Annotated in this window: 21 protein-coding genes and 1 tRNA gene; 16 read left to right on the top strand and 6 right to left on the bottom strand. The window is 66.8% G+C overall.

All coding sequences use genetic code 11. The features are described from left to right. The first annotated feature begins 5 nt into the window (after window positions 1-5). Window positions 6-446: a universal stress protein gene (locus ACDC67_RS11960; RefSeq protein WP_376693425.1), complete on the top strand. Its 441-nt coding sequence runs from the start codon at window positions 6-8 to the stop codon at window positions 444-446. Here ACDC67_RS11960 and ACDC67_RS11955 read toward each other — a convergent pair. Further along, on the bottom strand, window positions 439-1893 hold the full coding sequence (locus ACDC67_RS11955) for a hypothetical protein (RefSeq protein WP_376693423.1): 1455 nt from the start codon (window positions 1891-1893) through the stop codon (window positions 439-441). The genes ACDC67_RS11960 and ACDC67_RS11955 overlap by 8 nt on opposite strands. Before the next feature lie 77 nt (window positions 1894-1970). Beyond that, window positions 1971-5429 carry an error-prone DNA polymerase gene (locus tag ACDC67_RS11950; RefSeq protein WP_376693422.1) on the bottom strand — a complete coding sequence of 1153 codons (3459 nt, stop codon included), beginning with the start codon at window positions 5427-5429 and terminating at the stop codon, window positions 1971-1973. Between the two features lie 87 nt (window positions 5430-5516). Between ACDC67_RS11950 and ACDC67_RS11945 the strand changes: the two genes are divergently transcribed. Both ACDC67_RS11945 and ACDC67_RS11940 read left to right on the top strand, forming a co-directional pair. Then, window positions 5517-6179, top strand: coding sequence for a hypothetical protein (locus ACDC67_RS11945; RefSeq protein WP_376693420.1), 663 nt, complete (start codon window positions 5517-5519; stop codon window positions 6177-6179). Then, window positions 6160-7587, top strand: a complete 1428-nt coding sequence (locus tag ACDC67_RS11940) for a Y-family DNA polymerase (protein WP_376693419.1) — start codon at window positions 6160-6162, stop codon at window positions 7585-7587. Before ACDC67_RS11945 ends, ACDC67_RS11940 begins: the two co-directional genes overlap by 20 nt. Before the next feature lie 186 nt (window positions 7588-7773). On the opposite strand, the gene ACDC67_RS11935 is transcribed toward ACDC67_RS11940, so the two are convergent. The 3 genes from ACDC67_RS11935 to ACDC67_RS11925 form a co-directional block, all read right to left on the bottom strand. Further along, entirely contained in the window at window positions 7774-8523 is a 750-nt protein-coding gene (locus ACDC67_RS11935) for an SOS response-associated peptidase (protein WP_376693417.1), read from the bottom strand. A 64-nt stretch (window positions 8524-8587) separates the two neighbouring features. After that, window positions 8588-8664, bottom strand: a tRNA-Asn gene (locus tag ACDC67_RS11930). Between the two features lie 115 nt (window positions 8665-8779). Continuing rightward, window positions 8780-11689, bottom strand: a complete 2910-nt coding sequence (locus ACDC67_RS11925) for a ligand-binding sensor domain-containing protein (RefSeq protein ID WP_376693416.1) — start codon at window positions 11687-11689, stop codon at window positions 8780-8782. A gap of 302 nt (window positions 11690-11991) precedes the next feature. On the opposite strand from ACDC67_RS11925, the gene ndk reads away from it, so the two are divergent. From ndk to der, 8 genes are all read left to right on the top strand, one after another. Beyond that, window positions 11992-12411 carry a nucleoside-diphosphate kinase gene (gene ndk, locus ACDC67_RS11920; RefSeq protein WP_376693414.1) on the top strand — a complete coding sequence of 140 codons (420 nt, stop codon included), beginning with the start codon at window positions 11992-11994 and terminating at the stop codon, window positions 12409-12411. Window positions 12412-12431: 20 nt separating this feature from the next. Next, window positions 12432-13550 carry a dual-specificity RNA methyltransferase RlmN gene (gene rlmN / locus ACDC67_RS11915; protein WP_376693412.1) on the top strand — a complete coding sequence of 373 codons (1119 nt, stop codon included), beginning with the start codon at window positions 12432-12434 and terminating at the stop codon, window positions 13548-13550. Beyond that, on the top strand, window positions 13547-14335 hold the full coding sequence (gene pilW / locus ACDC67_RS11910) for a type IV pilus biogenesis/stability protein PilW (protein ID WP_376693411.1): 789 nt from the start codon (window positions 13547-13549) through the stop codon (window positions 14333-14335). The genes rlmN and pilW overlap by 4 nt, the downstream gene beginning before the upstream one ends. Continuing rightward, entirely contained in the window at window positions 14328-15275 is a 948-nt protein-coding gene (locus ACDC67_RS11905; protein ID WP_376693409.1) for a RodZ domain-containing protein, read from the top strand. The genes pilW and ACDC67_RS11905 overlap by 8 nt, the downstream gene beginning before the upstream one ends. 86 nt (window positions 15276-15361) lie before the next feature. Continuing rightward, window positions 15362-16639, top strand: coding sequence for a histidine--tRNA ligase (gene hisS, locus ACDC67_RS11900; protein WP_376693407.1), 1278 nt, complete (start codon window positions 15362-15364; stop codon window positions 16637-16639). A gap of 53 nt (window positions 16640-16692) precedes the next feature. Continuing rightward, a complete protein-coding gene (locus tag ACDC67_RS11895; protein WP_376693405.1) occupies window positions 16693-17340 on the top strand; it encodes a YfgM family protein in 648 nt (215 codons plus the stop codon). 8 nt (window positions 17341-17348) lie between these two features. Continuing rightward, window positions 17349-18509 carry an outer membrane protein assembly factor BamB gene (gene bamB / locus ACDC67_RS11890; protein WP_376693403.1) on the top strand — a complete coding sequence of 387 codons (1161 nt, stop codon included), beginning with the start codon at window positions 17349-17351 and terminating at the stop codon, window positions 18507-18509. A 12-nt stretch (window positions 18510-18521) separates the two neighbouring features. Further along, complete coding sequence (gene der, locus ACDC67_RS11885) at window positions 18522-19928, top strand: ribosome biogenesis GTPase Der (RefSeq protein ID WP_376693401.1); 1407 nt, start codon at window positions 18522-18524, stop codon at window positions 19926-19928. Between the two features lie 27 nt (window positions 19929-19955). Here der and ACDC67_RS11880 read toward each other — a convergent pair whose 3' ends face one another. Then, window positions 19956-20435, bottom strand: a complete 480-nt coding sequence (locus ACDC67_RS11880) for a hypothetical protein (protein ID WP_376693400.1) — start codon at window positions 20433-20435, stop codon at window positions 19956-19958. Window positions 20436-20488: 53 nt separating this feature from the next. Between ACDC67_RS11880 and folD the strand changes: the two genes are divergently transcribed. Genes folD through ACDC67_RS11855 form a run of 5 tightly spaced genes read left to right on the top strand, consistent with a single transcriptional unit; the run spans window position 20489 to window position 25001 of the window. Beyond that, window positions 20489-21358 (top strand): bifunctional methylenetetrahydrofolate dehydrogenase/methenyltetrahydrofolate cyclohydrolase FolD, encoded by an 870-nt coding sequence (gene folD / locus ACDC67_RS11875; protein WP_376693398.1) that lies wholly within the window; start codon window positions 20489-20491, stop codon window positions 21356-21358. Beyond that, window positions 21358-22206: a TRAP transporter TatT component family protein gene (locus ACDC67_RS11870; RefSeq protein WP_376693397.1), complete on the top strand. Its 849-nt coding sequence runs from the start codon at window positions 21358-21360 to the stop codon at window positions 22204-22206. The genes folD and ACDC67_RS11870 overlap by 1 nt, the downstream gene beginning before the upstream one ends. Window positions 22207-22214: 8 nt before the next feature. Beyond that, the gene (gene dctP, locus ACDC67_RS11865) at window positions 22215-23213 is read left to right on the top strand and encodes a TRAP transporter substrate-binding protein DctP (protein WP_376693544.1); all 999 of its coding nucleotides are present in this window, start codon (window positions 22215-22217) and stop codon (window positions 23211-23213) included. Further along, entirely contained in the window at window positions 23200-23727 is a 528-nt protein-coding gene (locus ACDC67_RS11860) for a TRAP transporter small permease (RefSeq protein WP_376693395.1), read from the top strand. The genes dctP and ACDC67_RS11860 overlap by 14 nt, the downstream gene beginning before the upstream one ends. Next, complete coding sequence (locus tag ACDC67_RS11855) at window positions 23724-25001, top strand: TRAP transporter large permease (protein ID WP_376693393.1); 1278 nt, start codon at window positions 23724-23726, stop codon at window positions 24999-25001. The genes ACDC67_RS11860 and ACDC67_RS11855 overlap by 4 nt, the downstream gene beginning before the upstream one ends. The last annotated feature ends 16 nt before the right edge of the window (window positions 25002-25017 follow it).

The following is a 25017-nucleotide window of genomic DNA, read 5'->3' as shown; positions in this document are numbered from 1 at the left end:
CAGACATGAACCATCCGGTCAAGGAAGTTCTGGTGCCGGTCGACGGCTCCGACAACGCCAATCGTGCCGTGGGATTCGCCGCGAGCATGGCTTCGGCCCTGCAGGTGCCGATGCGCCTGTTCTACGTCTTCCCGGCCGCCTCGGTCGAGGTCATCGGCATGGCCGGCATGTCACGCGACGATATCGACCAGGCCGCCCAGGCGGCTGCACAGCGTGCCTTCGACAAGACGCGCGAGGCGCTCGGCGACGGGGCGCCGAAGGATCTCGAGGAAGAGACCTCCATCGGCGATCCGGCCGAGGAGATCGTGCGCTATACCGAGGACGATCCCGGCGTCATGGTCATCATGGGCCGCCGCGGCCTGTCGCGCATGAAGTCCCTGGTGCTTGGCAGCGTCAGCGACAAGGTCAGCCGCCACGCCAAGAGCCCGGTCACGATCATTACCTGATCGTCGAAGCCGGGCGGAACAGGAAGGCCTGGGGTTTGAGCAGCTCGAAACGATCCGAAAAGAGCGCGTCGGGCGGATCGCCACCGCCCAGCTCGCCGTCGGCGTCGAGACGCTGGGCGTAGATGTCGCTGTCGCCGTTGCGGCCATCCTGCCAGGCCAGGTAGAAGCCCTCGCCGAGGCCGTCGCCCACGAGGCCGGCTCGCGCCAGCCCGGCGCCCGGCTCGGATACGACCGGGTCGGGCGTCCAGACCCGGTTGCCGCTGGTGTCGGCATGCAGGGCCTTGAGCGTATCGTCGGCCTCGATCCAGCTGGCGACCGGCCCCGCGCCCTGCGGGTGCATGCGCACCTGGATCGATGCGATTTCGCGATTGGCTGCAAGCGCCCGAAACGCGATGCCGCCGTCACCCCACTGGCGTTCGCCGGCGCTATCGAGCCGCTGGCCGTACAGGCCGATGTCGCCTTGCGTGGCCGCATCGGTTTCGCGCCAGAACAGGTAGTAATCGCTGCCGTCGTGGGCGACGGTCGGGCTGGTTCGTGATTGTCCCGGCGTGTCGGCCACCGCCAGCCCGCCGTCGGCGAAGCGACTCGTGCCGTCGGACTCGACGTGCTGGACGAGTACCTGCAGGTCGGGCGTGCTGCGGTACCAGGCCGCCACCATGCCGCCGCTGCCGTCGGGCACGAAATCGGGGAAATAGCCGAACTGCATGCTGCCGTCGTCGAACACGGCCAGCGGCTCGCTCCCCCACAGCGCCTGTCCGGCGCCGTCGAGCTTCTGTGCAAACAGGTGTCGCGGCACGCTGAAGCCGTCGAGCGTGACCATCAGCACGATGACCTGGCCGGATTCCTGCGGGGCGTCGGAGGCGTGCAGGCTCGCGACCGCCACGCCGGTATCGGCGCTGATCTGCGTTTCGTAGTGGATGTTGCCGTCGGCATCGAGCGCGGCCAGGGCCGCATTGCCGTCCTGGTACCAGCCGGCGACGATGAAGCCCGCCGACGCTTCGGCGCTGGTGGCCGTGATCCGCGGTGAGGCCACGGCGGCAGTGCCGTCGGTCAGCTGCACGCCGTTCTCGCCCCACACCCTTTCACCGATCGGGCTGACGCGGCTGACGGTAATGTCGACGGAGCCGAAGCGGTCGTCGCGAAAGACGAGCACGGCGTGGCCCTCGGCATCGATATCGAGCCCGTAGTCCTCGGTCGAGGAGAAGCCGCGATCGGCGACGAGCAGCCCGGCTTCATCCCACAGCCGGTTGCCGTCGGCATCCAGGCGCTGCAGGCGAACGTCGTAGCCGTCGCCGGTGTTCTCGAACCAGCTCACGTAGAAGCTGCCGTCGTCGGCGACCGCCGTCCGGGGCTGGATGAGTTCGCCGTCGGCCAGGGCGACCGGGTTGTTGACGGCCGGGTCGTCGCTCCATTCCGCGTGGAGTTCGAAGCTTGCCAGGATGATCAAGGTTGCGAGTATCGTGATGCGCACCGGGGACTCTGTGGTATCGGGTGGCTTCGTTGTACCGTCCGAGCCTTCAGCAGTCAACAGAAATCCCGTGATCGGCTGTCGAGTTCGGCCAGCCAGTCATCGAGACTGTCGATCCGCTCGGCCACGAGGTGGCACACGCCCTCGACGTTCTGCAGCTTGCCGTGCACGCGCAGGATGCGCCCGCCGAGCACGGCCTGGCGGTAGCGCTCGAGCAGTTTCGGCCACACCACCACGTTGATGATGCCCGTCTCGTCCTCCAGTGAGAGAAACACCACGCCTGAGGCCGTGCCCGGTCGCTGACGGTGCGTGACCAGGCCGGCCGCCGACACGCGCCGTCCGTCGGCCTGTTGCGGCAGTTCATTCGCTCGCAGGCTCTGCCGGCCCAGCCGCCGGCGCAGCAGTTTCAGCGGATGCCGCTCCAGGCTCAGGCCCAGGCTGGCGTAGTCGTCGAGCAACTCCTTGCGTGCATCGGGCAGGGACAGCTGCACCGGCTGTTCGCGGATTTCCGTGCCGGCCAGCAGGTCGCCCTGGCGCCGCGCGCCGAGCGCGGCCCAGCGCGCGCGATGGCGATGCCCGGCCAGGCCCTTGAGCCCGCCGGCATCGGCCAGCTTGCGCAGGGCAGCCCGATCCAGCCCGGCCCGCTCGGCCAGGTCGTCGACGTCGCGGAAAGGCCGTTTCGATCGCGTGGCGACGATCCGAGCGGCCACGTCCTCGCGAAAACCCTTGATCATGCGCAAGCCCAGCCTGATGGCGGGTTCTTTTCCGGAACCACCGAAAACACCGAATTCACCGAAGGAATGCTTTTCCTTTTTCTTTCCATTCGGTGTCTTCAGTGTCTTCGGTGGTTCCCGTGTCTTTTCGAACCTTTCAAGCTCGCAATCCCAGTCGCTGTAGCGCACATCCACCGGCAGTACCCGCACCCCGTGTCGTTTCACATCGTTGATGATCTGGGCCGGGGCGTAGAAACCCATCGGCTGGCTGTTGAGCAGGGCGCAGGCGAAGGCGGACGGGTGGTGGCATTTCAGCCAGGAGGAGACGTAGGTCAGCAGGGCGAAGCTGGCCGCGTGCGATTCGGGAAAGCCGTACTCGCCGAAGCCGCAGATCTGCCTGTAGATGCGCTCGGCGAATTCGTCGGAATAGCCGCGCTCGCGCATGCCCGACAGCAGCCGTTCGCGAAACGGTTCCAGGCCGCCGCGCCGGCGCCAGGCCGCCATCGCCCGGCGAAGCTGGTCGGCTTCGCCGGCGCTGAAGCCGGCCGCGACCATGGCAATCTGCATGACCTGCTCCTGGAAGATGGGCACGCCCAGCGTCCGTTCGAGCACTTCGGCCAGTTCCGGGCTCGGGTAAGTGACCTGATCGGGATGCCGCCGCCGCTCCAGGTAGGGATGCACCATGTCACCCTGGATCGGCCCGGGACGCACGATCGCCACCTCGATGACCAGGTCGTAGAAGCGGCGCGGCTTCAGCCGCGGCAGCATCGCCATCTGCGCACGCGACTCGACCTGGAACACCCCCACCGCGTCGCCGCGGCAGAGCATGTCGTAGGTCTCGGTGTCTTCGCGGGGGATGGTGGCGAGTGACAATCGTGTGCCTTCGTTGTGATCCCAAAGGTCGGGACTCGGGACTCGGGACTCGGGACTCGCCACTGGGGGTGTTGGGGCATTCCGTGATGCGCTTTGGCTCTGATCGATGTTGGAAGCTTGAGGTTCCGCGTAGGTCGCGGTCGCATCCGCGACGGACGAGGTTTGCGAGTCCCGAGTCCCGAGTCCCGAGTCCCGATTGATCAGCTCCATCGCCTTCCGAATCACCGTCAACATCCCCAACGCCAGGCAGTCGACTTTCAGCAATCCCAGGGTCTCGAGATCGTCCTTGTCCCACTGGATGATGGTGCGCTCTTCCATGGCGGCGTTCTCGACCGGCACCAGTTCGTGCAGGGGCTGATCGGAGATGACCATGCCGCCGACGTGCTGGGACAGGTGGCGCGGGAAGCCGATCAGGCGGCCGGTCAGTTCGACAAAGCGCTTCGTCAGCGCCGCGTCCGGGTCGAGGCCGCACTCGCGCAGGCGTTCGGGCCAGGCATCGGGTTCGTCCCACCAGGCCAGGGAGGCGGTCAGGCGGTTGACCCGTTCGGGCTCGAAGCCCAGCGCGCGGCCGACGTCCTGCATGGCGCTGCGCGGGCGGTAGCAGATGACCGTGGCGGCCAGGGCGGCGCGTTCGCGGCCATATTTCTCGTAGACGTACTGCAGCACCTCCTCGCGCCGTTCGTGTTCGAAGTCGACGTCGATGTCCGGCGGCTCGTTGCGCTCTTTCGATAAAAAACGCTCGAACAGCAGCTGCTGCTTGGACGGGTCGACCTCGGTTATCCCCAAGCAGTAGCACACCGCGGAGTTAGCCGCCGAGCCGCGGCCCTGGCAGAGGATGCCGCGCGAGCGGGCGAACTCGACCAGGTCGTGCACGGTCAGGAAGAAGGCCTCCACGCCCATGTCCTCGATCAGCGCCAGTTCGCGCGCGAGCAGGACCTGTATCTGCTCCGGCACACGGGCGCCGTAGCGCCTGCCTGCGCCCTCGAGCGCGAGCTGGCGCAGGTGCTGGATGGGGCTCAGGGGCGCCGGCACCAGTTCGCGCGGGTAGTGGTAATGCAGCTCGTCGAGCGAGAAGCGGCAGCGCGCGGCCACCTTCAGGGTCTCGGCCAGCCACTCGGCCGGGTAGAGCTTCGCCAGCACCTCGCGCGAGCGCAGATGCTGCTCGCCGCTGGCGGCCAGCGCCAGGCCGCAGTCGGCCACCGGCCGGCCGAGGCGCAGCGCGGTGAAGACGTCGAGCAGGGGCTTGTCCTCGCGCCTGGCAAGGCGTACGTCGCCGCAGGCCAGTCGCGGAATGCCGTGCCGGCGGCCCAGCTCGTCGAGCGCGCGGAACCATTCCCGCTCGCCGGGGGTGAGCAGGCGGGTGGCGCCGAGCCAGAGGCGGTTGCCGAAGCGCTCCTTGAGCCAAATGGCCGTTCTTTCGTTTGCGGAACCACCGAAGACACCGAAAGCACCGAATGAAGACTCATCGTCCTGTCCTTTCTTCGGTGTGTTCAGTGTCTTCGGTGGTTCCTGCTTTTCTGGGCTTGAAGATTCGGGCGGTTTCCAGATGACCAACGCATCGTCCAGTCCCTCGTCCAGGTCCCCGGGCAGCAGCCGGTATTCGCCCTTGCCGGCGCGCCGACGGGCGCGGGTGATCAGGCGGCAGATCTGTGCGTAGGCGTGCCGGTCGGGAGCGAGCAATACCAGGTGGTGTCCGTCGAGGTGGAATTCGCTGCCGATGACCAGGTGGATGCGGCATTCGCGGGTGGCCTCGTGGGCGCGCACCACACCGGCCATCGAGCACTCGTCGGTAATCGCCAGGCTCGAATAGCCGCACTCGGCGGCGCGCCGGACCAGCGTTTCCGGCTGCGCGGCCGAGCGCCGGAAGCTGAAGGCGCTCAGGGCGTGCAGTTCGGCGTATTCGGGTGTCGGCGTGACTGGATCGGCCAAGACGGGTTCCGGTGAATGGGTGAATTCGCGGGTTCTGAGAAACTGTAAACTTATACAGTATTCTGGTCCACCCGAACGGAGCCCGCAATGTCGGCCGAAGCACGACTCGAACAACTGCTGGATCACCGCCCCGACTTGTGGCGCGGTCGCGCCCGCAGGTCTTTGCCGGCGGTGCCTACCGGCCTGGACTGGCTCGACCGCGGCCTGCCGGGCGGCGGTTGGCCGCTGGGACGGCTGACCGAGCTTTTGCCGCGCGTGAGCGGCTGCGGTGAACTGGGCCTGCTGCTGCCGCTGCTGGCGCGCTGCACGCAACAGGGGCAGCCGGTGGTGCTGGCCGGCCCGGTCATGGTGCCGGGGCCGCAGGCGATGGCCGGGGCGGGCGTGGTGCTCGAACACCTGCTGGTGGTGCGCGAGGCCTCCGAGGTGCTGTGGGCGGCCGAGCAGTGCCTCAAAAGCGGCCTGTGCGGCAGCGTCGCGGTCTGGCCACCGGCCGGGCGGGTAGGGGAGCGCGCCGTGCGCCGCCTGCAGCTGGCCGCCGAGCACAGCCCGGGGCCGACTTTTGTCGTCTATCGCCCGGAGCAGTCGCCGCCGCCCTCCGTTTCTGCCCTGCGCCTGGGCCTGAGCCCCGGTTGCGGCGTCGAGATCCTGCGCAGTCCGGCCGGGCTGGTCGAGTCGAGGCGCCTGGGCCCCGCCTCCGAATCCGTTCTCGACCTGGAGCACTACCGTCGTCATGCCCGCGCCTCATCCTGAACTCTGGCTGGGCCTGCACTGCCCGCAGCTGCCCCTGCTGGCGGCCTGGCAGTGCGACCGGGAGATGCCCGAGCTGCACGCCGTGCACGGCCACCAGCGGGGGCGCCACGTGATCCTGCAGGCCGGCGCGGCCGCGCGCCGGGCCGGGGTGCTGCCGGGCCAGCCGCTGAGCACGGCGCTGGCCGTCGCGCCGGCCCTGCACAGCCGGCCACGTCATTCGGCGGCCGAACGCTCGCTGCTCGAACAGCTGGCGCTGGGCGCCTGGCGCGGCAGCAGCCAGGTGGTGCTGGCGCCACCCGACGGCGTACTGCTGGAAATCGCCGGCAGCCGCCGCCTCTACGGCGGTCTGCGGCCGCTGGTCGAAACGCTCTGCGCGCAGCTCGAGAAAGCCGGCCTGCCGGTGCGAACCGGGTCGGCGCCGGTGGCCGTCACGGCCCGGCTGTTTGCCCGCCACGGCCTGCATGCGGCAAGCCGCGGCGCCATGCGCAGGACCCTGAACGGGCTTGCGCTGACCGCCCTGGCCCTGGACGACAGCCAGGCGCTGGCGCTGGCGGGCTGTGGGTTGAGTTCCGTGGCGGAGTTGCTGCGCCTGCCGGCGCCCGAGCGGGCAAGGCGCTTCGGGCCGGAGCTGAACCGGCACCTGGCTTGCCTGGAAGGGCGGGTATCCACGCCGCTGATCGCCTGGCAGCCGCCGGAAACGTTCCGGCTGCGTCTGGAGCTGCCCGCGGCCAGCAGCGACAGTTCGGCCCTGTTGTTCGTGCTGCGCCGTGCCGTCGCCCGCACGGCACACTGGCTCGAAGTCCGCGACCGGGCGCTCACGCGCCTGCACATCGCGCTTCAGCGAGAGGACGGCGGCGGCAGCGTACCCGTTCGGGTCGGCCTGTCGCGTCCCGGCATGGATGCCGAGCGCTTGCTGGAGTTGCTTGCGCTCAAGCTCGACAAGCTCGAGTTGCCCGGTCCGGTGGAAGCCGTCGAGCTGCGCGCCGAAAGCACCGATGAGCATCGCCCGCCCCAGGCGGACCTGTGGAACGGCAACAACCGCGGCGATGCCTGGCCGGCGCTGCTGGACCGGCTCAAGGCGAGGCTCGGAGATGAGGGCCTGTCCGGGCTGGCCCCGCAGTCCGACCATCGCCCGGAAAAGGCCTGGCGCTGGGTCGAGCCGGGCACGCCGGCATGCTGCAGCGACAAACGACCGCGCCCGACCTGGCTATTGCCCGAGCCCCGGCCCTGCCGGCGCGAGAACTTGCGCCTGGAGGATGGGCCGGAGCGCATCGAGGCCGGCTGGTGGGATGAACAAGACTGCCGACGCGACTACTTCGTCGCCCGCGACCGCCACGGCCGTCGGCTATGGGTTTTCCACGAACACCGGCCGCGGGAGGGGTGGTTTATTCACGGCTTGTTTGATTGATTCAAATTTTCAAATCCCAAGCACCAATTCTCAAACAAGGACCAATGTTTCAATGATCGAATGATCAAAACATGGCCTCAGGCATTCGAAGTGCCCCGATTCGTTTCGGTCACTTGAAAATTCGGTCATCGAGATTTGTTTGAAAATTGGTGCTTGTGATTTGAAAATTTTTCTTGATCGGAGCCACTAAATATCCAGCCCAGCTTGTCCTTGCGGGAGTTCAACCGGTTCGAGCAAGTCCTCCCCCTGATATTCGGGATTGTTGACGCGGGTCGTGACCGGCTCGGCGCGCAGGCTGCCTTCCGGCGGTGGCTCGAGCAGTCTTTCGGCTTCCTCCGGCGAACCGCCCAGCCAGGTGGACCACTGATCTTCGTCGAGCATCACCGGCGCGCGGTGGTGACCGATGTCGCGCAGCAGGCCGTTGGGTTCGGTGGTAATGAGCGTGAACGAGCGGCGTGTTTCGCCCTCGGGGGTGGTCGAGACGTCCCAGAGCCCGGCGAATATCAGCATCGGGGCGGCGGCCGGCATCACGCGCCAGGGCTGCCTGGGCTTGCTGCGCTGGTCCCACTCGTAGAACCAGGAAAAGGGCACCAGGCAGCGCCGGCCGTGCTTCCAGGCGCTGCGGAAAGTCGGTTTTTTCGAGACGGTCTCGGAAAACGGGGTATCGGGCTCGCTGCGACAGTTGGCGGTCGAGAACTTCGGCAGATCGCCCTTCATCCAGGCGGGAATCAGCGGCCAGACCATGTGATCGAGCACGCGGCGGCCCTGCTCGTCGAGGATGGCCGCCGGCAGGACGGTCCAGCGGACGGTATCGCCACGGCGCGTGGAGGGCGCGACGTTGAGCAGTCGCAGCCCGTCATCGGGCGGGTTGCCGAACAAGTCGAGGTATTCATGGACTTGCCGCCAGGAAAACTCGTGACCACCGCGTCCGCACATCGGACATACCCCGGAAAAGAAAAAGGCCCTGTACGGATGATACCGTGCAGGGCCTTTTCGGATCTGGCTCCCCGGGTCGGATTCGAACCAACGACCTAGTGATTAACAGTCACCCGCTCTAACCAGCTGAGCTACCGGGGAATCGTCAAGCCGCATATTGTGCGCATGCGGGCCGGGCTCGTCAAGCATCGCAGACGACTTTTTTGCTTTCCGTCCCGGCCCGCGTGTTTCATCGCCAGGGGAAGCGGAGTGGGCTTCAAGTGTGCTTGTCGGTAGCGTGGACGACAACCCGATTCCGGCCGAGCGCCTTGGCCTGGAACAGGGCCTGGTCGGCCTGGCGCAGCAACTCCTCGTAGCTGCCCGCGTGGCGGTTGTCGCTGACACCGAAGCTGGCGGTGATGCTCAGGCCGGGCGCGGCGTGGCTGAAATCGGCCGTCTCGATCGACGCGCGAATCCTCTCGCTGATGCCTTCGGCCTGTCCGGCATCGATGTCGTGGAAGGTCAGGGTGAATTCCTCGCCACCCCAGCGCGCGGCCTGATCGCCGGTGCGGACATGCTTGCGCAGCACATCGGCGACCATCCGCATTACTTCGTCTCCGATCAGGTGCGAATATCCGTCGTTGATCAGCTTGAAGTGGTCCAGGTCCATGACGACCAGGCTCAGGGGGCGGTCCTCCCGCCTGCTGCGGCGGAACTCCTCGGCCAGCCATTCGTCGAAGGCTCGCCGATTGGCCAGCCCGGTCAGCTGGTCGATGCGCGCCTGCCGTTCGAAGCTCGCAGCCTGCCGCTGCAGTTCGCGGGTTTTCTCGTCGACCTGGGCGCGCAGTTCGGCGGCGCGTTGCTCCAGACGGCGCATTCTCCACTGCGTTGCCAGGGCGATCAGTCCGATCAATGCCGCGACGACCAGGATCCAGAACCAGGTGCGCTGCCAGGGCAGGGGGGCGATCGAGAAGCGCAGGCTCGTTTCTGAACCGTTCCAGTCGCCGTAGGGGTAGGCGGCCGAAACCCGGAAAACGTACTCGCCCGGCCCGAGATTGGTGTACTCGGCCACGCTCTGGGCGGCGCGATCGACCCAGCCGTCGTCGAAGCCCTCGAGCAGGGTCCGGTAGCGGATGCGCTGCGGCATGATGAAGCCGAGGCCGGCGTACCGGATCGTCACCCGCCCGGTGCCGGCGGGTAGTTCCACCGGCCCGTCCGCCGGCATGCTGGCTCCGTCGGCCTCGAACTGCTCGATGCTGACCGGTAGCGTGGCGTCTTCGTAGCGCGTGAGGTGTTGCGGATCGACACTGGCCAGGCCGACGGCGGTCGCCACCCATACCCGGCCGCGGTGCCAGGCGGCCGGTGGCCCCGCGCCGCCGTTGGCCTGGGCACTGAGCAGGCCGTCGCCCTCGGTGTAGAGTTCGAAGTCGATCGTGGCGCGGTCGCCATCGGCGGCTTCCTCGGCCTGGCGCTTCAGCACGCGGACGATACCGCGGTTGCTGGTCAGCCAGAATGCGCCATGACGATCGTCGACAACATGAAAGAGCTTGTCGACCGGCATGCCGGCGTCGCGACCGACCAGGCTGGCCCGTCCCGACTCCGGTTGGTAGCGGACAAGCCCGCGGTCGGTAGCGAGCCAGAGCTGGTAGCGCTCGCGGTCTTCGTGAATGCCGTAGACGTACATCGCCTCGTCGAGGTGACGGAGTGAGATCGGCTCGAAGCGCTCGTCGACGAACCGGGCCAGGCCGAATCCCGTTCCGATCCAGATCTCCCCCCGGCTGTCTTCCTCGACCGCGATGACGAAATCCCCGGGCAGGCCGTCCTCGGGGCGGAAGATCCGGGTTTCCTGCGGTCCGACCCGGGCCAGGCCGCTGGCCGTCGCGATCCAGATCCGACCGCGTCGATCGGCGTGGATGAAGCGGATGTCGTTGGACGGCAGTCCGCTGTCGCGATCGTGTCGATCGACGATGCGGCCCGCTTTCCAGCGCAGTGCGCCCTCGGAATGGGTGCCGATCAGCACGTCGCCGCCGGGAAGCTCGGCGAGGCTGAGGGTCGACAGGGCGATCGGGTCGTCGCCGTCGAGGACCGCCTCGGTCGCGCCGTCGGCAATGCGCGTGACGCCTTCGCTGGTTCCCGCCCAGAGGCTGCCGTCGGAATGCGGCATCACCGCCCGGATGTAGTTTCCCGCCAGGCCCTGCGCCCGGGTCATCGTGACGAAGGGCGCCGAGCGCAGCCTGAACAGACCGCCGTTGGTGCCGACCCAGAGACTGTTCTCCCTGTCCATGTAGAGGGAGAGGACGCGATTGTTGGGCAGGCCCTGTTCGGTGTTGAGCTGATGGACCCGACCGTCGTGCAGGCGAAACAGTCCGGAGTTGATGGTGCCCACCCACAGGGCGCCGTCGTCGCCTTCGAGGAGGGCGCTGGTGGCCAGGTTGCCGAAGTCGGCGTGCAGCAGGCGAAACGGCGCGTCGGCATGGTCGCGGACGAACAGACCCCGTTCGGTGCCGACGAGCAGGCGCCCGCGCGAGTCGCGCAGCAGGCTCAGGGCAGGCGCGTCGGGCAACTCACCCTCGCCTGCCAGCCGGGATTCGCCGTCGCCGGAGATGTGCAGCAGGCCCTGGCTGGTCGCGGCCCAGGCGCCGCGCTGCTCCGGGAGAACCCGGTGCGAGGATGCGCCGGCCAGGTAGGTCTCCTGGCTCAAGGTGCCCCCGGACTCGTCGAGCTGGCGGCGCAGGATGCCGGCGCCCTGGGTCGCGATCCACAGCTGCCGATGCGAATCGAGCACGGCATGCGTGATCATGGTCGGCGCCCGTGACAGGCCCTGCCATTGACGGCCGTCGGTCAGCGACAGGCCGCCGCGCGCGCCGGCCGCCAGCAACCCGCCCGTTCGGTCGACCGACAGGGAAAGGACGCCCGCGTCGGGCAGTCCGGTCTCGTCGCCGCGCTCGAACAGCCTGAAACGATGGCCGTTGAAGCGTGCGATGCCTTCCCATGTGGCGAACCACAGGTACCCGTCGGGGGTCTGGGCGATGTCGTTGATGGTGTTGTGCGGAATACCCTGGCGCGTGGTCCAGGTTTGTTGATGCAGGTCTTCGAACGGCAGATGGTCGACCTGGGCGCAGACCGCGCCGGGCAGTACGAGATACAGCAGCGCCAGGGCTGCTGAAATTTGGTGGGGATGGCGCATTTCCCTTCCCGAAGAAAGCGTCCTTGAGTCCCTGGCCCGGATTCTGCGTTGGCCGATCGTGTCTTGCGAGCGGCGCGCCCCGAACCCCGACCGTCATTATGAGCATCGGTTTGGTCGCAGTACAAGTGATTTTTGCCGCCGAATCCGCTCACTGACGGGCGATGCGCATGAATTCCGTGCGATTCAGGTATACAATTGCCGGTTTGCCCGGCGGCGCCTTGATCGTCGGACAAGTCTTTGACGATCAGTCCCTGACTGACGACCCGACCCGAATAATCTAAATCTTTCCCGAAGGAGCAGGAATGGAACGCACACTGTCGATCATCAAGCCCGATGCCGTGGCCAAGAACGTCATCGGTGAAATCTATGCCCGATTCGAGCGCGCCGGTCTCAAGATCTCTGCGGCCCGCATGAAGCACCTCACGCGGGAAGAGGCGGAAGGCTTCTACGCCGTCCATCGCGAGCGTCCGTTCTTCAAGGACCTGGTTGAGTTCATGATTTCCGGCCCCGTGATGGTCCAGGTGCTCGAGGGCGAGGATGCCATCGCGCGCAACCGGGAACTGATGGGCGCGACCGATCCGCGTCAGGCCGCTCCGGGCACCATTCGAGCCGATTTCGCCACCAGCATCGACGCCAATGCCGTGCATGGTTCCGATGGCGAGGACACCGCAAAGGAAGAGATCGCCTTCTTTTTCGGCGCCGATGAGATATACTCACGGTAATTATCAGCGAAAGTACGCAAATGCCCGCAGGGCCTCAGGAAATCACTAACCTGCTCGGTCTCGACCGAGCGGGTCTCGAACGGTTTTTCGTCGACCTCGACGAGAAGCCGTTTCGCGCGCGCCAGTTGCTGCAATGGATTCACCAGCGCGGCGTGACCGATTTCGGCCAGATGACCGACCTGTCCAGGGCCCTGCGCGAGCGGCTGGATCACACCGCGGGCGTTGCGCCGCCGTCGATCATGCGCGAGCAGCAGTCGGCCGACGGCACCGTCAAGTGGTTGATGTCGATCGCCGGCGGCAATGCCGTCGAGACGGTCTATATTCCCGAAACCAGCCGCGGAACCTTGTGCATCTCCTCGCAGGTGGGCTGCATGCTCAACTGCACCTTCTGTTCGACCGCCACGCAGGGCTTCAATCGCAATCTCGATACCGCCGAGATCATCGGCCAGGTGTGGCAGGCGGTTCACCGGCTGCGCGAGCTTTACGGTGATGAGCAGCGCGTGACCAACGTCGTGTTCATGGGCATGGGCGAACCCATGCTCAATCTCAACGCGGTGCGACCCACGCTTTCGCTGCTGCGCGACGACCTGGCCTACGGGCTGGCTTCGCGTCGGGTCACGATCTCGACCTCCGGTGTGGTGCCCGGCATCGACGATCTGGCCGAAGGTGACGAGTTCGCCCTGGCGGTGTCATTGCACGCGGCCGACAACGACCTCAGAACCCGGCTGGTGCCGCTCAACCGCAAGTACCCCGTCGAGGAACTCATCGCCGCCTGCAAGCGCTTCATCAAGGCGAGGCCGCGACGGTCGGTGACGTTCGAGTACACCATGATCGACGGCGTCAATGATCGCCCCGAGCACGCACGCGCGCTCGTGCGGCTGCTCAGCGTGCTGCCGTCGAAGATCAACCTGATTCCCTTCAACCCGTTTCCGGGTACACCGTTCAGTTGCTCTTCCGACGAGGCGATCTACGAATTCCAGAAGATTACCCGCGCCGCCGGCCTGATCACGACGGTGCGCAAGACGCGCGGTGAAGACATCGACGCAGCCTGCGGTCAGCTCGTGGGCCAGCTTTTGAGTCCCAACCAGCGCCGGGTCGTCGTGCAGCAGCAGCTGGCCCGGCAGGCGATGGCGTCATGAAAAGACTGAAGCTGGTCGCGCTCTTGACGGTTCTCGCGCTGGTCAGCGGCTGCGCCACCACCCAGCCCGAGCGCGGCGAAGCCGGTCGCACCGGCATGGATCGTGTCAGCCCCGTGAGCGGGGCCGATGTCAATGCGCGCCTGGGCGTGGGCTATTTCGAGCGCGGCGACCTGCAGATTGCCATCGACAAGCTCGAGCGGGCGATCGAGCTCGACCCGGCGCACGTGCCGGCGTACGTCACGCTGGCCATGATCCAGGAGCAACTCGGTCGGGAGGCGCGGGCGCGACGCTACTATCGCGAAGCGATGCGTCTGGCGCCCGAGGACGGTGCGACGCTCAATAGCTACGCCACCTTCCTGTGCCGTCAGGGCGAGTACCGCGAGGCCGACGAGCTGTTTCTCCGCGCGATCGATGATCCGTTCTACGACACGCGCGAGGTCGCCTACACCAATGCCGGCGCCTGCGCGATTCGAGGCGAGCAACCGGCGACGGCCGAAGAGTATCTGCGTGAAGCGCTGGAGGTCAATCCGGACTATCCCGACGCGCTTTACCATCTGGCACGCCTTTTCCTGCAGCGAGACGACGCTTTTCGGGCGCGCGCTTTCCTGCAGCGATACGAGGCAGCAACAGGGGACGATCCGGGAGCGCTAATGCTCGGCTACCGGATCGAACAACGGCTTGGCAACGAGCGGGAGGCCGCCCGCTACTTCAGACGTCTCGAGGACCAGTTCCCCAAATCGTCCGAAGCTCGGAATTTAAGACAACAGACCAGCCAAGATGACTGACGAGACCAGCACCAGCAACGAAACCAGGCAGCAGAAAACCGAGAAGAAAGAACATCACTACCAGCGCATCGGCGCCGAACTTCGGCGACGACGGGAAGCGCTTTCCCTCGAACAGGCCGATGTCGCGGCACAACTCCACCTGCCCGGCATGGTCGTCAACGATATCGAGTCCGGCCAGGTCGAGGATCTCTCGAGTCTCTACCGGCGCGGCTACATCCGGAACTATGCCCGGCTGCTGGAACTCGATCCCGACGCGCTTCTGGCCGAGGCCGGCGAGGATGTCCCGCCCGAGCTCAAGGAAGTCCTGCCGGTGTCGAGGGGAGACTGGCGGCTGGAGCGCTATCTCAAGATCGCCACTTATGCGATCGTCACGGTCGCCATCATCCCGCCCCTGGTCTATTTTTTCATCGCCGGTGGCATGCGCATGCTCGAGCGTGATCCCGCCTCCGGCGAATCGCGCGAGGTGGCCGGAGCGGCTCAGCCCGACCAGCGCGAGACCCGTTCATCGCCCGATTCGTCCGGAGCCGGGCAGGGTGAGTCGGATTCGTCGAGCGCGCGCCACGTTTCCGCCTCGGCTCTGCCGCTCAAGCCGATTCGTCCGGCCCGGGAGGTATCGCCCGAGCCCGCGACGGTGATCAGTCCATCCCCGCTCGAAACGGTCGAAGGGGAGCTAGGGGCGGCGACGAGCGCGCTCGAAGTCAAAGTGCTCGAGGACAGCTGGGTCGAGATCCATGATGCCGAGGGCGCGCGCCTGGAGTACGATTTACTGCGCAGTGGGCAAACCTTCAGTTACGAAGGCCGGGCGCCGTTCCGGCTCCTGCTCGGTCGATCGAGCGCCGTTCGCCTGCAGGTCAATGGACAGTCGATCACCTGGGACGGGCACGACAGCGGCGACGTGGCCGAACTGGCCGTGATGGCCGACGGCGAGGTTCAGCGTTGAAACACGGCTGACGGTCCCGGCACGACCCGGCCTGTAGGTGTGAGCCCGCCGTTGGCGGGCTTGTCATTTCTGACGGAATAGATCTGATGAAGAATATCCAGTCGATTCGCGGCATGCACGACATCCTGCCGGAGCAGACGCCGCTCTGGCGCTGGCTGGAAAGCCGGCTGTCGCGCGTGTTCTCGGCCTATGATTTTCACGAAATTCGGCTCCCCATCCTGGAAAAGGCCGAGGTCTTTACCCGGGCGATCGGGCAATCGACTGACGTGGTCGAGAAGGAGATGTACGCGTTCGAGGACCGCAACGGCGACCTGCTCAGCCTGCGGCCGGAAGGGACCGCGGGCGTTGTGCGCTCGGCGATTCAGCACGGCCTGCTCCATACGCCGGGTCTGAAGGTCTGGTACCAGGGCCCGATGTTTCGGCACGAACGTCCGCAGAAAGGGCGTCAGCGCCAGTTTCACCAGTTCGGGGCCGAGGTTTTCGGGCTCGAGCAGGCCACCGCGGATGCCGAGTTGATTGCCCTGGGAGAGCGGCTCTGGCGGGAGCTCGGCCTGTCCGGCCGCGTTCGCCTGGAAATCAACAGCCTGGGTGATCGCGCCGACCGGCAACGCTACCGGCAGGAGCTGGTCGAGTACCTCGAGCCCTTCCGCGACCGTCTCGATGCCGACAGCCAGCGCAGGATGGCGACCAATCCGCTGCGGATCTTCGACAGCAAGAACGAGGAAACGCGCGCCATCATGGCCGACGCCCCCCGGCTGGCCGATGCGCTCGGGGATGAAGCGCGCGCCCATTTCGAGGATGTCTGCGCTTTGCTCGATCGACTGGGAATCGCCTACACCGTCAACACGGGCCTGGTGCGCGGCCTCGATTACTACTGCAGAACGGTTTTCGAGTGGGTGACCGACGAGCTCGGGGCGCAGGGAACCGTTTGCGCCGGCGGACGCTACAACGACCTGGTGGCGATGCAGGGCGGCCGCGACACGCCCGGCATCGGTTTTGCGCTGGGTGTCGAACGACTGCTGGCCATGCTGGAGGCGGCGGGGGTCGAACACGAGCAGTCCGCCGATGTCTTCCTGGTCAGCCGGGTTGCCGCCGGCGACATGCTGGCGCTCGCCGAGCGCCTGCGCGACGAGGTGCCGGGCCTGTCGCTGGCAACCGCCCTGGCCGGAGGCAGCATGCGCGCCCAGTTCAAGCGAGCTGATCGCAGCGGCGCGCGCTGGTGCATCATTCTCGGGGAAGCCGAATTCGCCGACGGGCAGGCGGCGATCAAGGATCTTCGCGGCGATACCGAACAGGAGCTCGTACCGCTGGAGCGCTTGCCCCGGCGCCTGCTTTCATTGCTTGCCCCCGACCCGGGCGACTGATTTATCATAGTCGGTCGATTTCTCATCATGCCTACCGCAAGGATCAACTCGACATGGCCGTAGAGCTTTACGACGAACACGAGCAGGGCGAACGCGTCCGGCGCTGGATCAAGGAATACAGTTCGACGATTATTGTCGGCCTGATACTGGCATTCGGCGGCATTTTCGGTTTTCGCCAGTGGCAGGATCATCGCGCCGAGCAACAGATCATGGGCTCGGAGTACTACCAGGTCGTGCGTCAGCAGGTGTCCGATGGCAACCTGGAGCAGGCCGAGTCGGATTACCAAACCATGCGCGAAGCGGTGGGTGGTACGGCCTATGCCGGGCTGGCGGGTATGCACCTGGCCGCGGCCTGGGTCGATGACGGTCGGCTGTCCCCGGCCGCCGGCGTGTATCGCGACATCATCGACAATCGCCGTCTGGAGTCGCTGTGGCCCGTGGCCAAGCTGCGCCTGGCGCGCGTGCTCGAGGCGCAGGGCGAACATGAGGAAGGGCTGGCGCTGCTCGAAGGCGACGCGCCTCCCGGTTTCGAGGCTTCCTGGGCCGAGACCCGCGGCGATCTGCTGTTCGAGCGTGGCCGCCTGGACGAGGCGCGCGCGGCATGGGAAGAGGCGCTGTCGCGGCGTAGCGCCGACGGCGGCAACCCGCGCATGCTGGAAATCAAGATTGACGCTGCCCGCACCGGCGGAGATCCTTCGTGATCGGTTGGATGCGCCTTTTGATCTTGATTCCCGCCCTGGCTGCCCTGTCGGGCTGTCAGACCATGGGCGGCTGGTTCAGCGGCGGCGACGACGAGGCCGAGCCGGCGGAGCTGACCGAAATTCGCCAGTCCGTTCCGATCGAACGCGCCTGGTCGGTCGATACCGGTGACGGCATCAACCGCAGCAAGCCGCGCATCCGGCCGGTCGTCGACGGTGAACTGATCTGGGTCGCCGATCACGAGGGTCTGATCACCGCGGTCAACGCTGATTCGGGGCGAGTCGAACGCGAAATCGACATCGATCTTCCCATTTCGGCCGGACCGTCGGTGACGCCCGACGCGATCATGGTCGGCACGTTCGACGGCGAGCTGGTGGTCATCGATCGCGACAGCGGTCGGATCGAATGGCGAGCGCAGCTGTCTTCCGAGATCCTCTCCCAACCGGTGCTGCACGACGGCATCGTGGTCGTGCGTTGCATCGACGGGCGCGTTTTCGGCATCGATCGCAGCGACGGGGCGCGGATCTGGGTTCACGATCGCAGCGTTCCGCTGCTGACCCTGCGCGGCAACGGCGATCCGCTGACCCGCGCCGGACAGGCTTACATCGGCTACGACGACGGTCAGGTCACGGCGCTGCGCGTCTCCGACGGATCGGTATTGTGGGAGCAGCGTGTCAGCGAACCGGAAGGGCGTACCGAGCTCGATCGCCTGGCCGATATCGACGGCCCCATGCTCGTGGTGGGTACCGAGCTGTACGCGGTGACCTATCACGGTCGCCTGGCCGGCCTCGCGCTGGAATCCGGCCGAATCCTGTGGGTCAAGGACGTTGCCTCGGCGAGCGGCTTGAGCCTGCGCCGCACGCAGCTCGCGGTGACCGACCAGGATGACAATGTCTGGCTGATCGACCGACGTAACGGTTCCACGCTCTGGCGCGACAATCAGCTCCTGCGCCGACAGCTGACCCGCCCGGCGTTTCTCGGCGGGCTCGTGGCGGTGGCGGACTTCGAGGGCTACATCCACTTTTTCGACGCCGACAGCGGCCGGATCGTCTCGCGCGTGAAAGCCGGCAACGATGCTCCGGCTGCCGCTCCCCTGGTCGTGGGCAATACGCTCTATCTGTTCGACGAGGACGGAAGGCTCAGCGCCTGGCGCGTCAGTCGCTCGGACTAGGCAGGCGCGAACATGTCCTCGTTGCCGGTCGTCGCCATCGTTGGGCGCCCCAACGTCGGGAAATCGACCTTGTTCAATGCGCTCACGCGCACGCGCGATGCGCTGGTCGCCGATACCCCGGGCGTGACGCGCGACCGCATCTATGGTCGCGCCAGGCTGGGCGAACGCAACGTGATACTGGTCGACACCGGTGGACTCGACAAGGCGGGCGGTGAGGTCGAAACCGGTGCCCAGGTGCAAACGCATCTCGCCATCGACGAGGCCGACCTCGTGCTGATGCTGACCGACGCCCGTTCGGGGATCTTGCCGGTCGAGCACGAGATCGCGGCCGATCTGCGCCAGCGCGGCAAGTCGGTGCTGCACGTGCTCAACAAGACCGACGGGCTGGAAGTCGAGATGGCCGAGGCCGAATCGGCCGAGCTGGGGCTCGGCGAGATCTGGCCGATCGCCGCGAGCCACCGGCGCGGCCTGGAGCAGCTCAGCCAGGCCATGTCCGAGCGGCTGCCGGAAGATCCGGGCTCGGACATACCCGATGACGACGGCCTGCGCCTGGCCTTGATCGGTCGACCCAATGCGGGCAAGTCGACTCTTCTCAACCGCCTGCTCGGCGAAGAGCGCGCCCTGGCCACGCCGGTGGCAGGCACCACGCGCGATCCGATCCACGCAACCGTCGAACGCGACGGCGTGCGCTACCACCTGATCGATACCGCCGGAATCCGACGTCGACGCGGCAGCCACGAGGGCGTGGAGCGCTTCAGCACGATCAAGGCCCTGCAGTCGGTCGAACAGGCGCGCATCGTCTGCCTGATCTGTGACGTCCTCGAAGGGATCACCGAACAGGATGCCCGCCTGGCCGGGCACGTCATCGAAGCCGGTCGCGGCCTGGTCGTGGTGCTCAACAAGTGGGATGCGATCGACAATGATCGACGCCGCGCCGTACTGGTGGAAGTCGCCGATCGGCTCGATTTCGCTCGCTTCGCGCCGGTGGTGACGGTCTCGGCGCTACACGGCAGCGGGCTGGGCGAGCTGACCGACGCCGTCGAACACGTGCACGAGGCCGGAGAGCAGACCTTCTCCACCTCCGCGCTCACGCGCGTGCTGCGCGACGCCGTGGCCTCGCACCCGCCGCCGGCGGTGCAGCGCAAGGTGCCCAAGCTGCGCTTCGCCCACAGCGGCGGCCATTTCCCGACGCGCATCGTGATTCACGGCACGCGCTGCCGCGGCATACCCGACCAGTACCAGCGCTACCTGATCAACTGTTTCCGCAAGCATTTCCGCCTGACCGGCATGCCGGTTCGCCTTGTCTTCAAAGAGGGCGAGAATCCCTATGCTGGACGCCGCAACCCGCTCACGCCGCGCCAGCAGCAAAAGCGCAGACGGCTCAAGCAGTTCGTCCAGCGCAAGAACCGCAAGCGCTGACCGGTACCTACCTAACCGCAAGGCCGACTAGATTCCGCCGAGCTGCTGATTGATGCAGCGGACCAGCATGGGATCGTCGGGCGGGGTTTCGGGCGGGAAGCGCTCGGCCAGTTCGCCGCGACGGTCGAAGAGGTATTTGTGGAATGTCGCCTGGGGCAGGGCCGACGCGCCCTGTTCCTGCAGGATATCGCGAAACAGGGGATGGGCCTCGGGGCCGGTGGTCGCGTAGCGCTGCGTGACGATGTAGCTGTAGGGATAGTTCTCGCGCAGGAACTCGTCGATTCCGGCTTCGTCGCGCGGTTCCTCGTCGAAATCGTTGCAGGGCATGGCGATCACCACCAGGCCGTGACGGTTGAACTGGGTGTGGAGTTGCTGAAGGCGCTGAAGTTGCGGCACGAACCGGCTTTCGGTCGCAATGTTGACGATCAGGAAAGGCTGATTGCGGTAGCGCTCGAGGTAAATGCGCGCGCCGGACAGGTCCACGAACAGATGATTGAACAGGTTCACGCGGTCTTGCTCCGAGTCGGATTCGATCAGAATCCTACCTTACAATAGCGTTCATGACGAAATCCCCAGCGCGCATTCTCGACGGTCGCGCCGTCGCTGACCGGCTGATCGCCAACGTGGCCGACGCCGTTTCCCATCACGTCGACGCCGGCGGCAGGCCGCCGGGGCTGGCGGTGATCCTGATCGGCGACGATCCCGCATCCGAGATCTATGTCAACAACAAGATCCGCGCCTGTGAGCGTGCCGGCATGGTCTCGACCGCGCATCGCCTGGCCCACGGTGTCGGCCGGGGCGAACTGCTGGCGCTGATCGACGCGCTCAATCGCGACGAGTCCGTCGACGGAATCCTGGTGCAGCTGCCGCTGCCCTCCCATCTCGACGAGCGCGCGGTGACGCGGCGCATTTCGCCGGACAAGGACGTCGATGGTTTTCACCCCGCCAACATGGGGCGGCTGGCTCTGCGTGATCCGGGACTGCGCCCGTGCACGCCGCGCGGCGTCATGACCCTGCTGGGCGCTCACGGCATCGACACCAAGGGCATGAACGCCCTGGTGGTCGGCGCATCGAACATCGTGGGTCGACCGCTGGCGCTCGAGCTGTTGCTCGCCGGTGCCACGGTGACGGTCGCCCATCGCTTCACGCGTGGTCTCCAGTCGCACGTCGCGCGCGCCGATGTGGTCTGTGTCGCGGTCGGCAAGCCGGGAATCGTTCGGTCGGAATGGATCGCCGAAGGTGCCATCGTCGTCGACATCGGCATCAACCGCGGCGAGGACGGCAAGCTCCACGGTGACCTGGATTTCGAGCCCGCGTCCCGGCGTGCCGGCTGGATCACCCCGGTGCCCGGCGGCGTCGGGCCGATGACCGTGGCGACCCTGATGCAGAACACCGTCGAGGCCGCCGGCCTGGTGGTTCGGGCGCCGTGATGTCGCGTTTGTTCCTGTTTCCCCTGCTGCTCGGCCTGGCCGGCTGCTCGGCGATCGTCGAGCGGCAGACCGCGCAGCTGTCGGGTGACCTGGAGACGGCCATCCTTCAGTACGACGACCCGGCCACCGTGGCCGATGCCATTCCGGCTTATCTGCTTTTGCTCGAAGCGCGTCTGCAGTCACGCCCCGAGGATGCGGGACTGTACCTGACCACGGCCCGGCTGACCGGCACTTACGCGACCCTTTTCGGCGGCGGGGAAGCTTCGGCGCGGCGGCTCAGTGCCCGCGCTCTGGCGCACGCCCGCAAGGGCGCCTGCCTGCGTGCCACAACACTTTGCGACCTGCAAGAGATCGGTTTCGAATCGTTCGAGCAGCGCGTCGCGGACCTGAATCGCTCTGAGCTCGAGGCGGCGTACCTGCTGGCGACGGCCTGGGTGGGATGGATCGATACGCACTCCGACGACTACGCCGCGCTGGCCGACCTGCCGCGCGCCCAGGCATTGCTGGACCGGGTGGTCGAGATTGCGCCCGAGCATGACGACGGCGCGGCCTGGCTGTATCTGGCCGTGCTGCACTCGCAACGACCGCCCGCGGCCGGCGGTCGGCCCGAGTTGGCCCGGCGCCATTTCGAGCGCGCCCGACGCGTCTCGGCGGGACGCAATCTGCTGGTCGATGTCATGCTGGCCGATCACTACGCCCGCCTGCTGTTCGATCGCGAGCTGTTCGTTTCCTCGCTCGAGCGCGTGATCGAAAGCGAAGTCGACGCCCCCGAGTACCGCCTGGCCAACGCGGTGGCGCGAGAACGGGCGGAAGAACTGCTGAACGAAACTGAAAGGATTTTTGACTAGTGCAACGAATGATGCTGGCCGCAGCGGCCTTGACGATGATCTGTCTGGGCGCGCCTTCACTGGCCGCCGAACTGAAGCTGGCGACCTTCGCACCCGATGGGTCGGGCTGGATGGAGCGCATGCGGGCGACCGCCGAGCGTATCGAGGAACGCACCGACGGCGCGGTACGCCTTCGCTTCTTTCCCGGCGGGGTCATGGGGGACGCGCAGTCCGTTCTTCGCCGGATGCGGCTGGGGCAGCTGCACGGCGGCTCGTTCACCCTGGGCGAACTCGCGTCGGTGGCGCCCGCGGCCAATCTCTACTCCATGCCCTTCGTCTTCCGGGACGCGGAGGAAGCCCGGGGCCTGCGCGCGACCTTCGACCCGCTGGTGCTGGAAGCCCTGGAAGAGGGCGGCATCGTCGCTCCGGGCATCGCCCTGGGCGGGTTCGCCTATCTGTTCAGCGATCGCGAACTGCCCACCGACGATCCCGAGGCGCTCGGCGGCGCTTACCGGGTGTGGGTGCCCACTGGCGACCGGCTGTCGCAGCGAACGCTCGAACGCGCCGGTGCGACGCCGGTGCCGCTGCCCCTCGCCGAGGTCTACACGGCCTTGCAGACCGGTGCGGTCAATACCTTCGCCAGCACGCCCTCGGCGACCATCATCCTGCAGTGGCATACCCGGGCCGAAACCATGCTCGACATGCCGCTGCTGATGACGGCCGGCACGATAGGTCTGGATGCGCGTGCGCTCGAGCGCCTGTCCGAGGCCGATCGCGCGATTCTGCGCGAAGAGCTCGCTGCCACCCTCGAGCAGATCGAATCGGACAATTTCGAGGACAACGCCGAGGCCCGGGAAGCCCTGGCCGCACGGGGGATCCGGATGGCCGAGCCCGAACCGGAGTTGGTCGATTTCTGGCACGAACTGGCGCACCGCATTCGTCGCGATGCCGTGGAATCCGGCAGCTTCGAGTTGCCGCATCTCGATCGTCTCGAAACGGCGCTGGAGCGACTGCGTGCCGAGAACTGATCGAGCCGCCGAATCCGATACGGCCGCCCGCGTCATACGCGGCGTCGAAGCCGGTGTATTGACCACGCTGTTCCTCTCGCTGGTCGTGCTCGGCCTCGCCCAGATCGGTTTCCGGAACCTGGCCGGCATGGCATTGCCCTGGGCCGACGGCGCCATGCGAGCCATCGTGCTCTGGCTGGCCATGGTCGGCGGGGTGGTGGCCACCGGTCGCCTGCGCCACATCCGTATCGATCTTGTCGAACGCTGGCTGCCGCCGGTGGGGGTGGTCTGGCTGCGGCGTTTCGTGTTCGCTTCCACGGCGCTGGTCTGCCTGGCCCTGACCTGGACCAGCCTGGATATTGTCGCCCTCGAGTACGAGTTCCAGGCCGTGGCCTTTCTCGACGTGCCCAACTGGATGGTCCAGGTCATCGTCCCGATCGGCTTCGGCCTGATGGCCGCCCGCTTCCTGGCCTGGGCGGTCGCCCCGCCTTCGGTCACGGTGTTGCCCCTGCACGGTGACGGTGAGCCGGAATGATTTTCGTCATCCTGCTCGTGCTCGCGCTCGTGGGCATGCCGCTGTTCGCTGTCATCGCCCTGGGCGCGCTGGGCGGCTACTGGCGCGCCGGACTCGATCCGGTCCTTGCGAGCATGGAGTTCGTTCGCATCGGCGAGCTGCCGGTGCTGGTTGCCCTGCCGCTGTTCACCTTCGCCGGCGTCTTGCTGGCCCACAGCGGCGCACCCCAGCGCCTGGTCGAGCTGACCCGCTCGGCACTGGGCTGGATGCCCGGCGGTTTCGCCATCCTGGCGCTCGTCCTGTGCTCCCTCATGACGGCCTTCACCGGCGCGTCGGGCATTACCGTGGTGGCCCTCGGCAGCCTGTTGCTGCCGGCGCTGGTGCAGGGCGGTTATCCGCAGCGCTTCAGCCTCGGGATGGTCACGGCCGGCTCGAGCCTGGGCGTGTTGTTCGCGCCTTCGCTGCCCCTGATCCTTTATGCGGTGGTTGCCCAGCAGGTCGCGCCGCGGGCCGGCATCAGCGTTGACGACCTGTTTCTTGCCGGACTGCTACCGGGCCTGCTGATGCTGGTCATGATGGGCGGCTACGCGGCCTGGATCCATCGCGGTTTGCCGCCGGACGACCGGCCGCGTCAACCGCTGGGCCGTTCGCTGCGCGACAATGCCTGGGAGCTGCCGCTGCCCATCGTGGTGCTCGGCGGCATCTACAGCGGCTGGCTGCTGGTGGTGGAAGCGGCCGTGGTGACGGCCGCCTGGGTGCTCGTCAGCCTGGTGCTGGTTCGTCGTGAGATCCGGTTCGGACGGCTACCGGAGATCGTCACGGAGGCCATGGTTCTGGTGGCCGCCATCCTGGTCGTGCTCGGAATGTCGATGGCATCGACCAACGTGATGATCGACGCCGGCGTACCGCAGCGGCTGTTCGAGTGGGTCGAGCCGCTCATCGACAGTCAGCTGGTGTTCCTGCTGGCGGTCAACCTGATGCTCCTGGTCGCGGGGATGCTGCTCGATATCTTTGCCGCGCTGGTGATTCTCGCGCCGCTGCTCATCCCGGTCGCCATGGCGTTCGGGGTGGATCCGGTTCATCTCGGGATCGTGTTCCTGGCCAACCTGCAGATCGGCTATTGCACGCCGCCGGTCGGCATCAACCTGTTCCTTGCGAGTCATCGTTTCGAACGCGACATCCTGACGGTCTACCGGGCCACCTTGCCGTTTCTGGCCATACTCCTGGCGGCACTCCTGATTATCACCTGGTGGCCGGCGCTGAGCCTGGCGCTGCCTTCGATGCTGGCGGACTGAACACGCCGCTGCGCTA

It is taken from the genome of Wenzhouxiangella indolica (assembly GCF_042310355.1).
Lineage (GTDB): Bacteria > Pseudomonadota > Gammaproteobacteria > Xanthomonadales > Wenzhouxiangellaceae > Wenzhouxiangella.
The sequence above is the reverse complement of the archived record's forward strand: the minus strand, read 5'-3'. Positions and strand labels throughout refer to the sequence as shown.

Coding starts and splice junctions, on each gene's coding strand:
- ACDC67_RS11960 (WP_376693425.1), top strand. CDS start 6: ATGAACCATCCGGTCAAGGAAGTTCTGGTGCCGGTCGACGGCTCCGAC.
- ACDC67_RS11945 (WP_376693420.1), top strand. CDS start 5,517: ATGTCGGCCGAAGCACGACTCGAACAACTGCTGGATCACCGCCCCGAC.
- ACDC67_RS11940 (WP_376693419.1), top strand. CDS start 6,160: ATGCCCGCGCCTCATCCTGAACTCTGGCTGGGCCTGCACTGCCCGCAG.
- ACDC67_RS11935 (WP_376693417.1), bottom strand. CDS start 8,523: ATGTGCGGACGCGGTGGTCACGAGTTTTCCTGGCGGCAAGTCCATGAA.
- ACDC67_RS11925 (WP_376693416.1), bottom strand. CDS start 11,689: ATGCGCCATCCCCACCAAATTTCAGCAGCCCTGGCGCTGCTGTATCTC.
- ndk (WP_376693414.1), top strand. CDS start 11,992: ATGGAACGCACACTGTCGATCATCAAGCCCGATGCCGTGGCCAAGAAC.
- rlmN (WP_376693412.1), top strand. CDS start 12,432: ATGCCCGCAGGGCCTCAGGAAATCACTAACCTGCTCGGTCTCGACCGA.
- pilW (WP_376693411.1), top strand. CDS start 13,547: ATGAAAAGACTGAAGCTGGTCGCGCTCTTGACGGTTCTCGCGCTGGTC.
- ACDC67_RS11905 (WP_376693409.1), top strand. CDS start 14,328: ATGACTGACGAGACCAGCACCAGCAACGAAACCAGGCAGCAGAAAACC.
- hisS (WP_376693407.1), top strand. CDS start 15,362: ATGAAGAATATCCAGTCGATTCGCGGCATGCACGACATCCTGCCGGAG.
- ACDC67_RS11895 (WP_376693405.1), top strand. CDS start 16,693: ATGGCCGTAGAGCTTTACGACGAACACGAGCAGGGCGAACGCGTCCGG.
- bamB (WP_376693403.1), top strand. CDS start 17,349: ATGCGCCTTTTGATCTTGATTCCCGCCCTGGCTGCCCTGTCGGGCTGT.
- der (WP_376693401.1), top strand. CDS start 18,522: ATGTCCTCGTTGCCGGTCGTCGCCATCGTTGGGCGCCCCAACGTCGGG.
- folD (WP_376693398.1), top strand. CDS start 20,489: ATGACGAAATCCCCAGCGCGCATTCTCGACGGTCGCGCCGTCGCTGAC.
- ACDC67_RS11870 (WP_376693397.1), top strand. CDS start 21,358: ATGTCGCGTTTGTTCCTGTTTCCCCTGCTGCTCGGCCTGGCCGGCTGC.
- dctP (WP_376693544.1), top strand. CDS start 22,215: ATGATGCTGGCCGCAGCGGCCTTGACGATGATCTGTCTGGGCGCGCCT.
- ACDC67_RS11855 (WP_376693393.1), top strand. CDS start 23,724: ATGATTTTCGTCATCCTGCTCGTGCTCGCGCTCGTGGGCATGCCGCTG.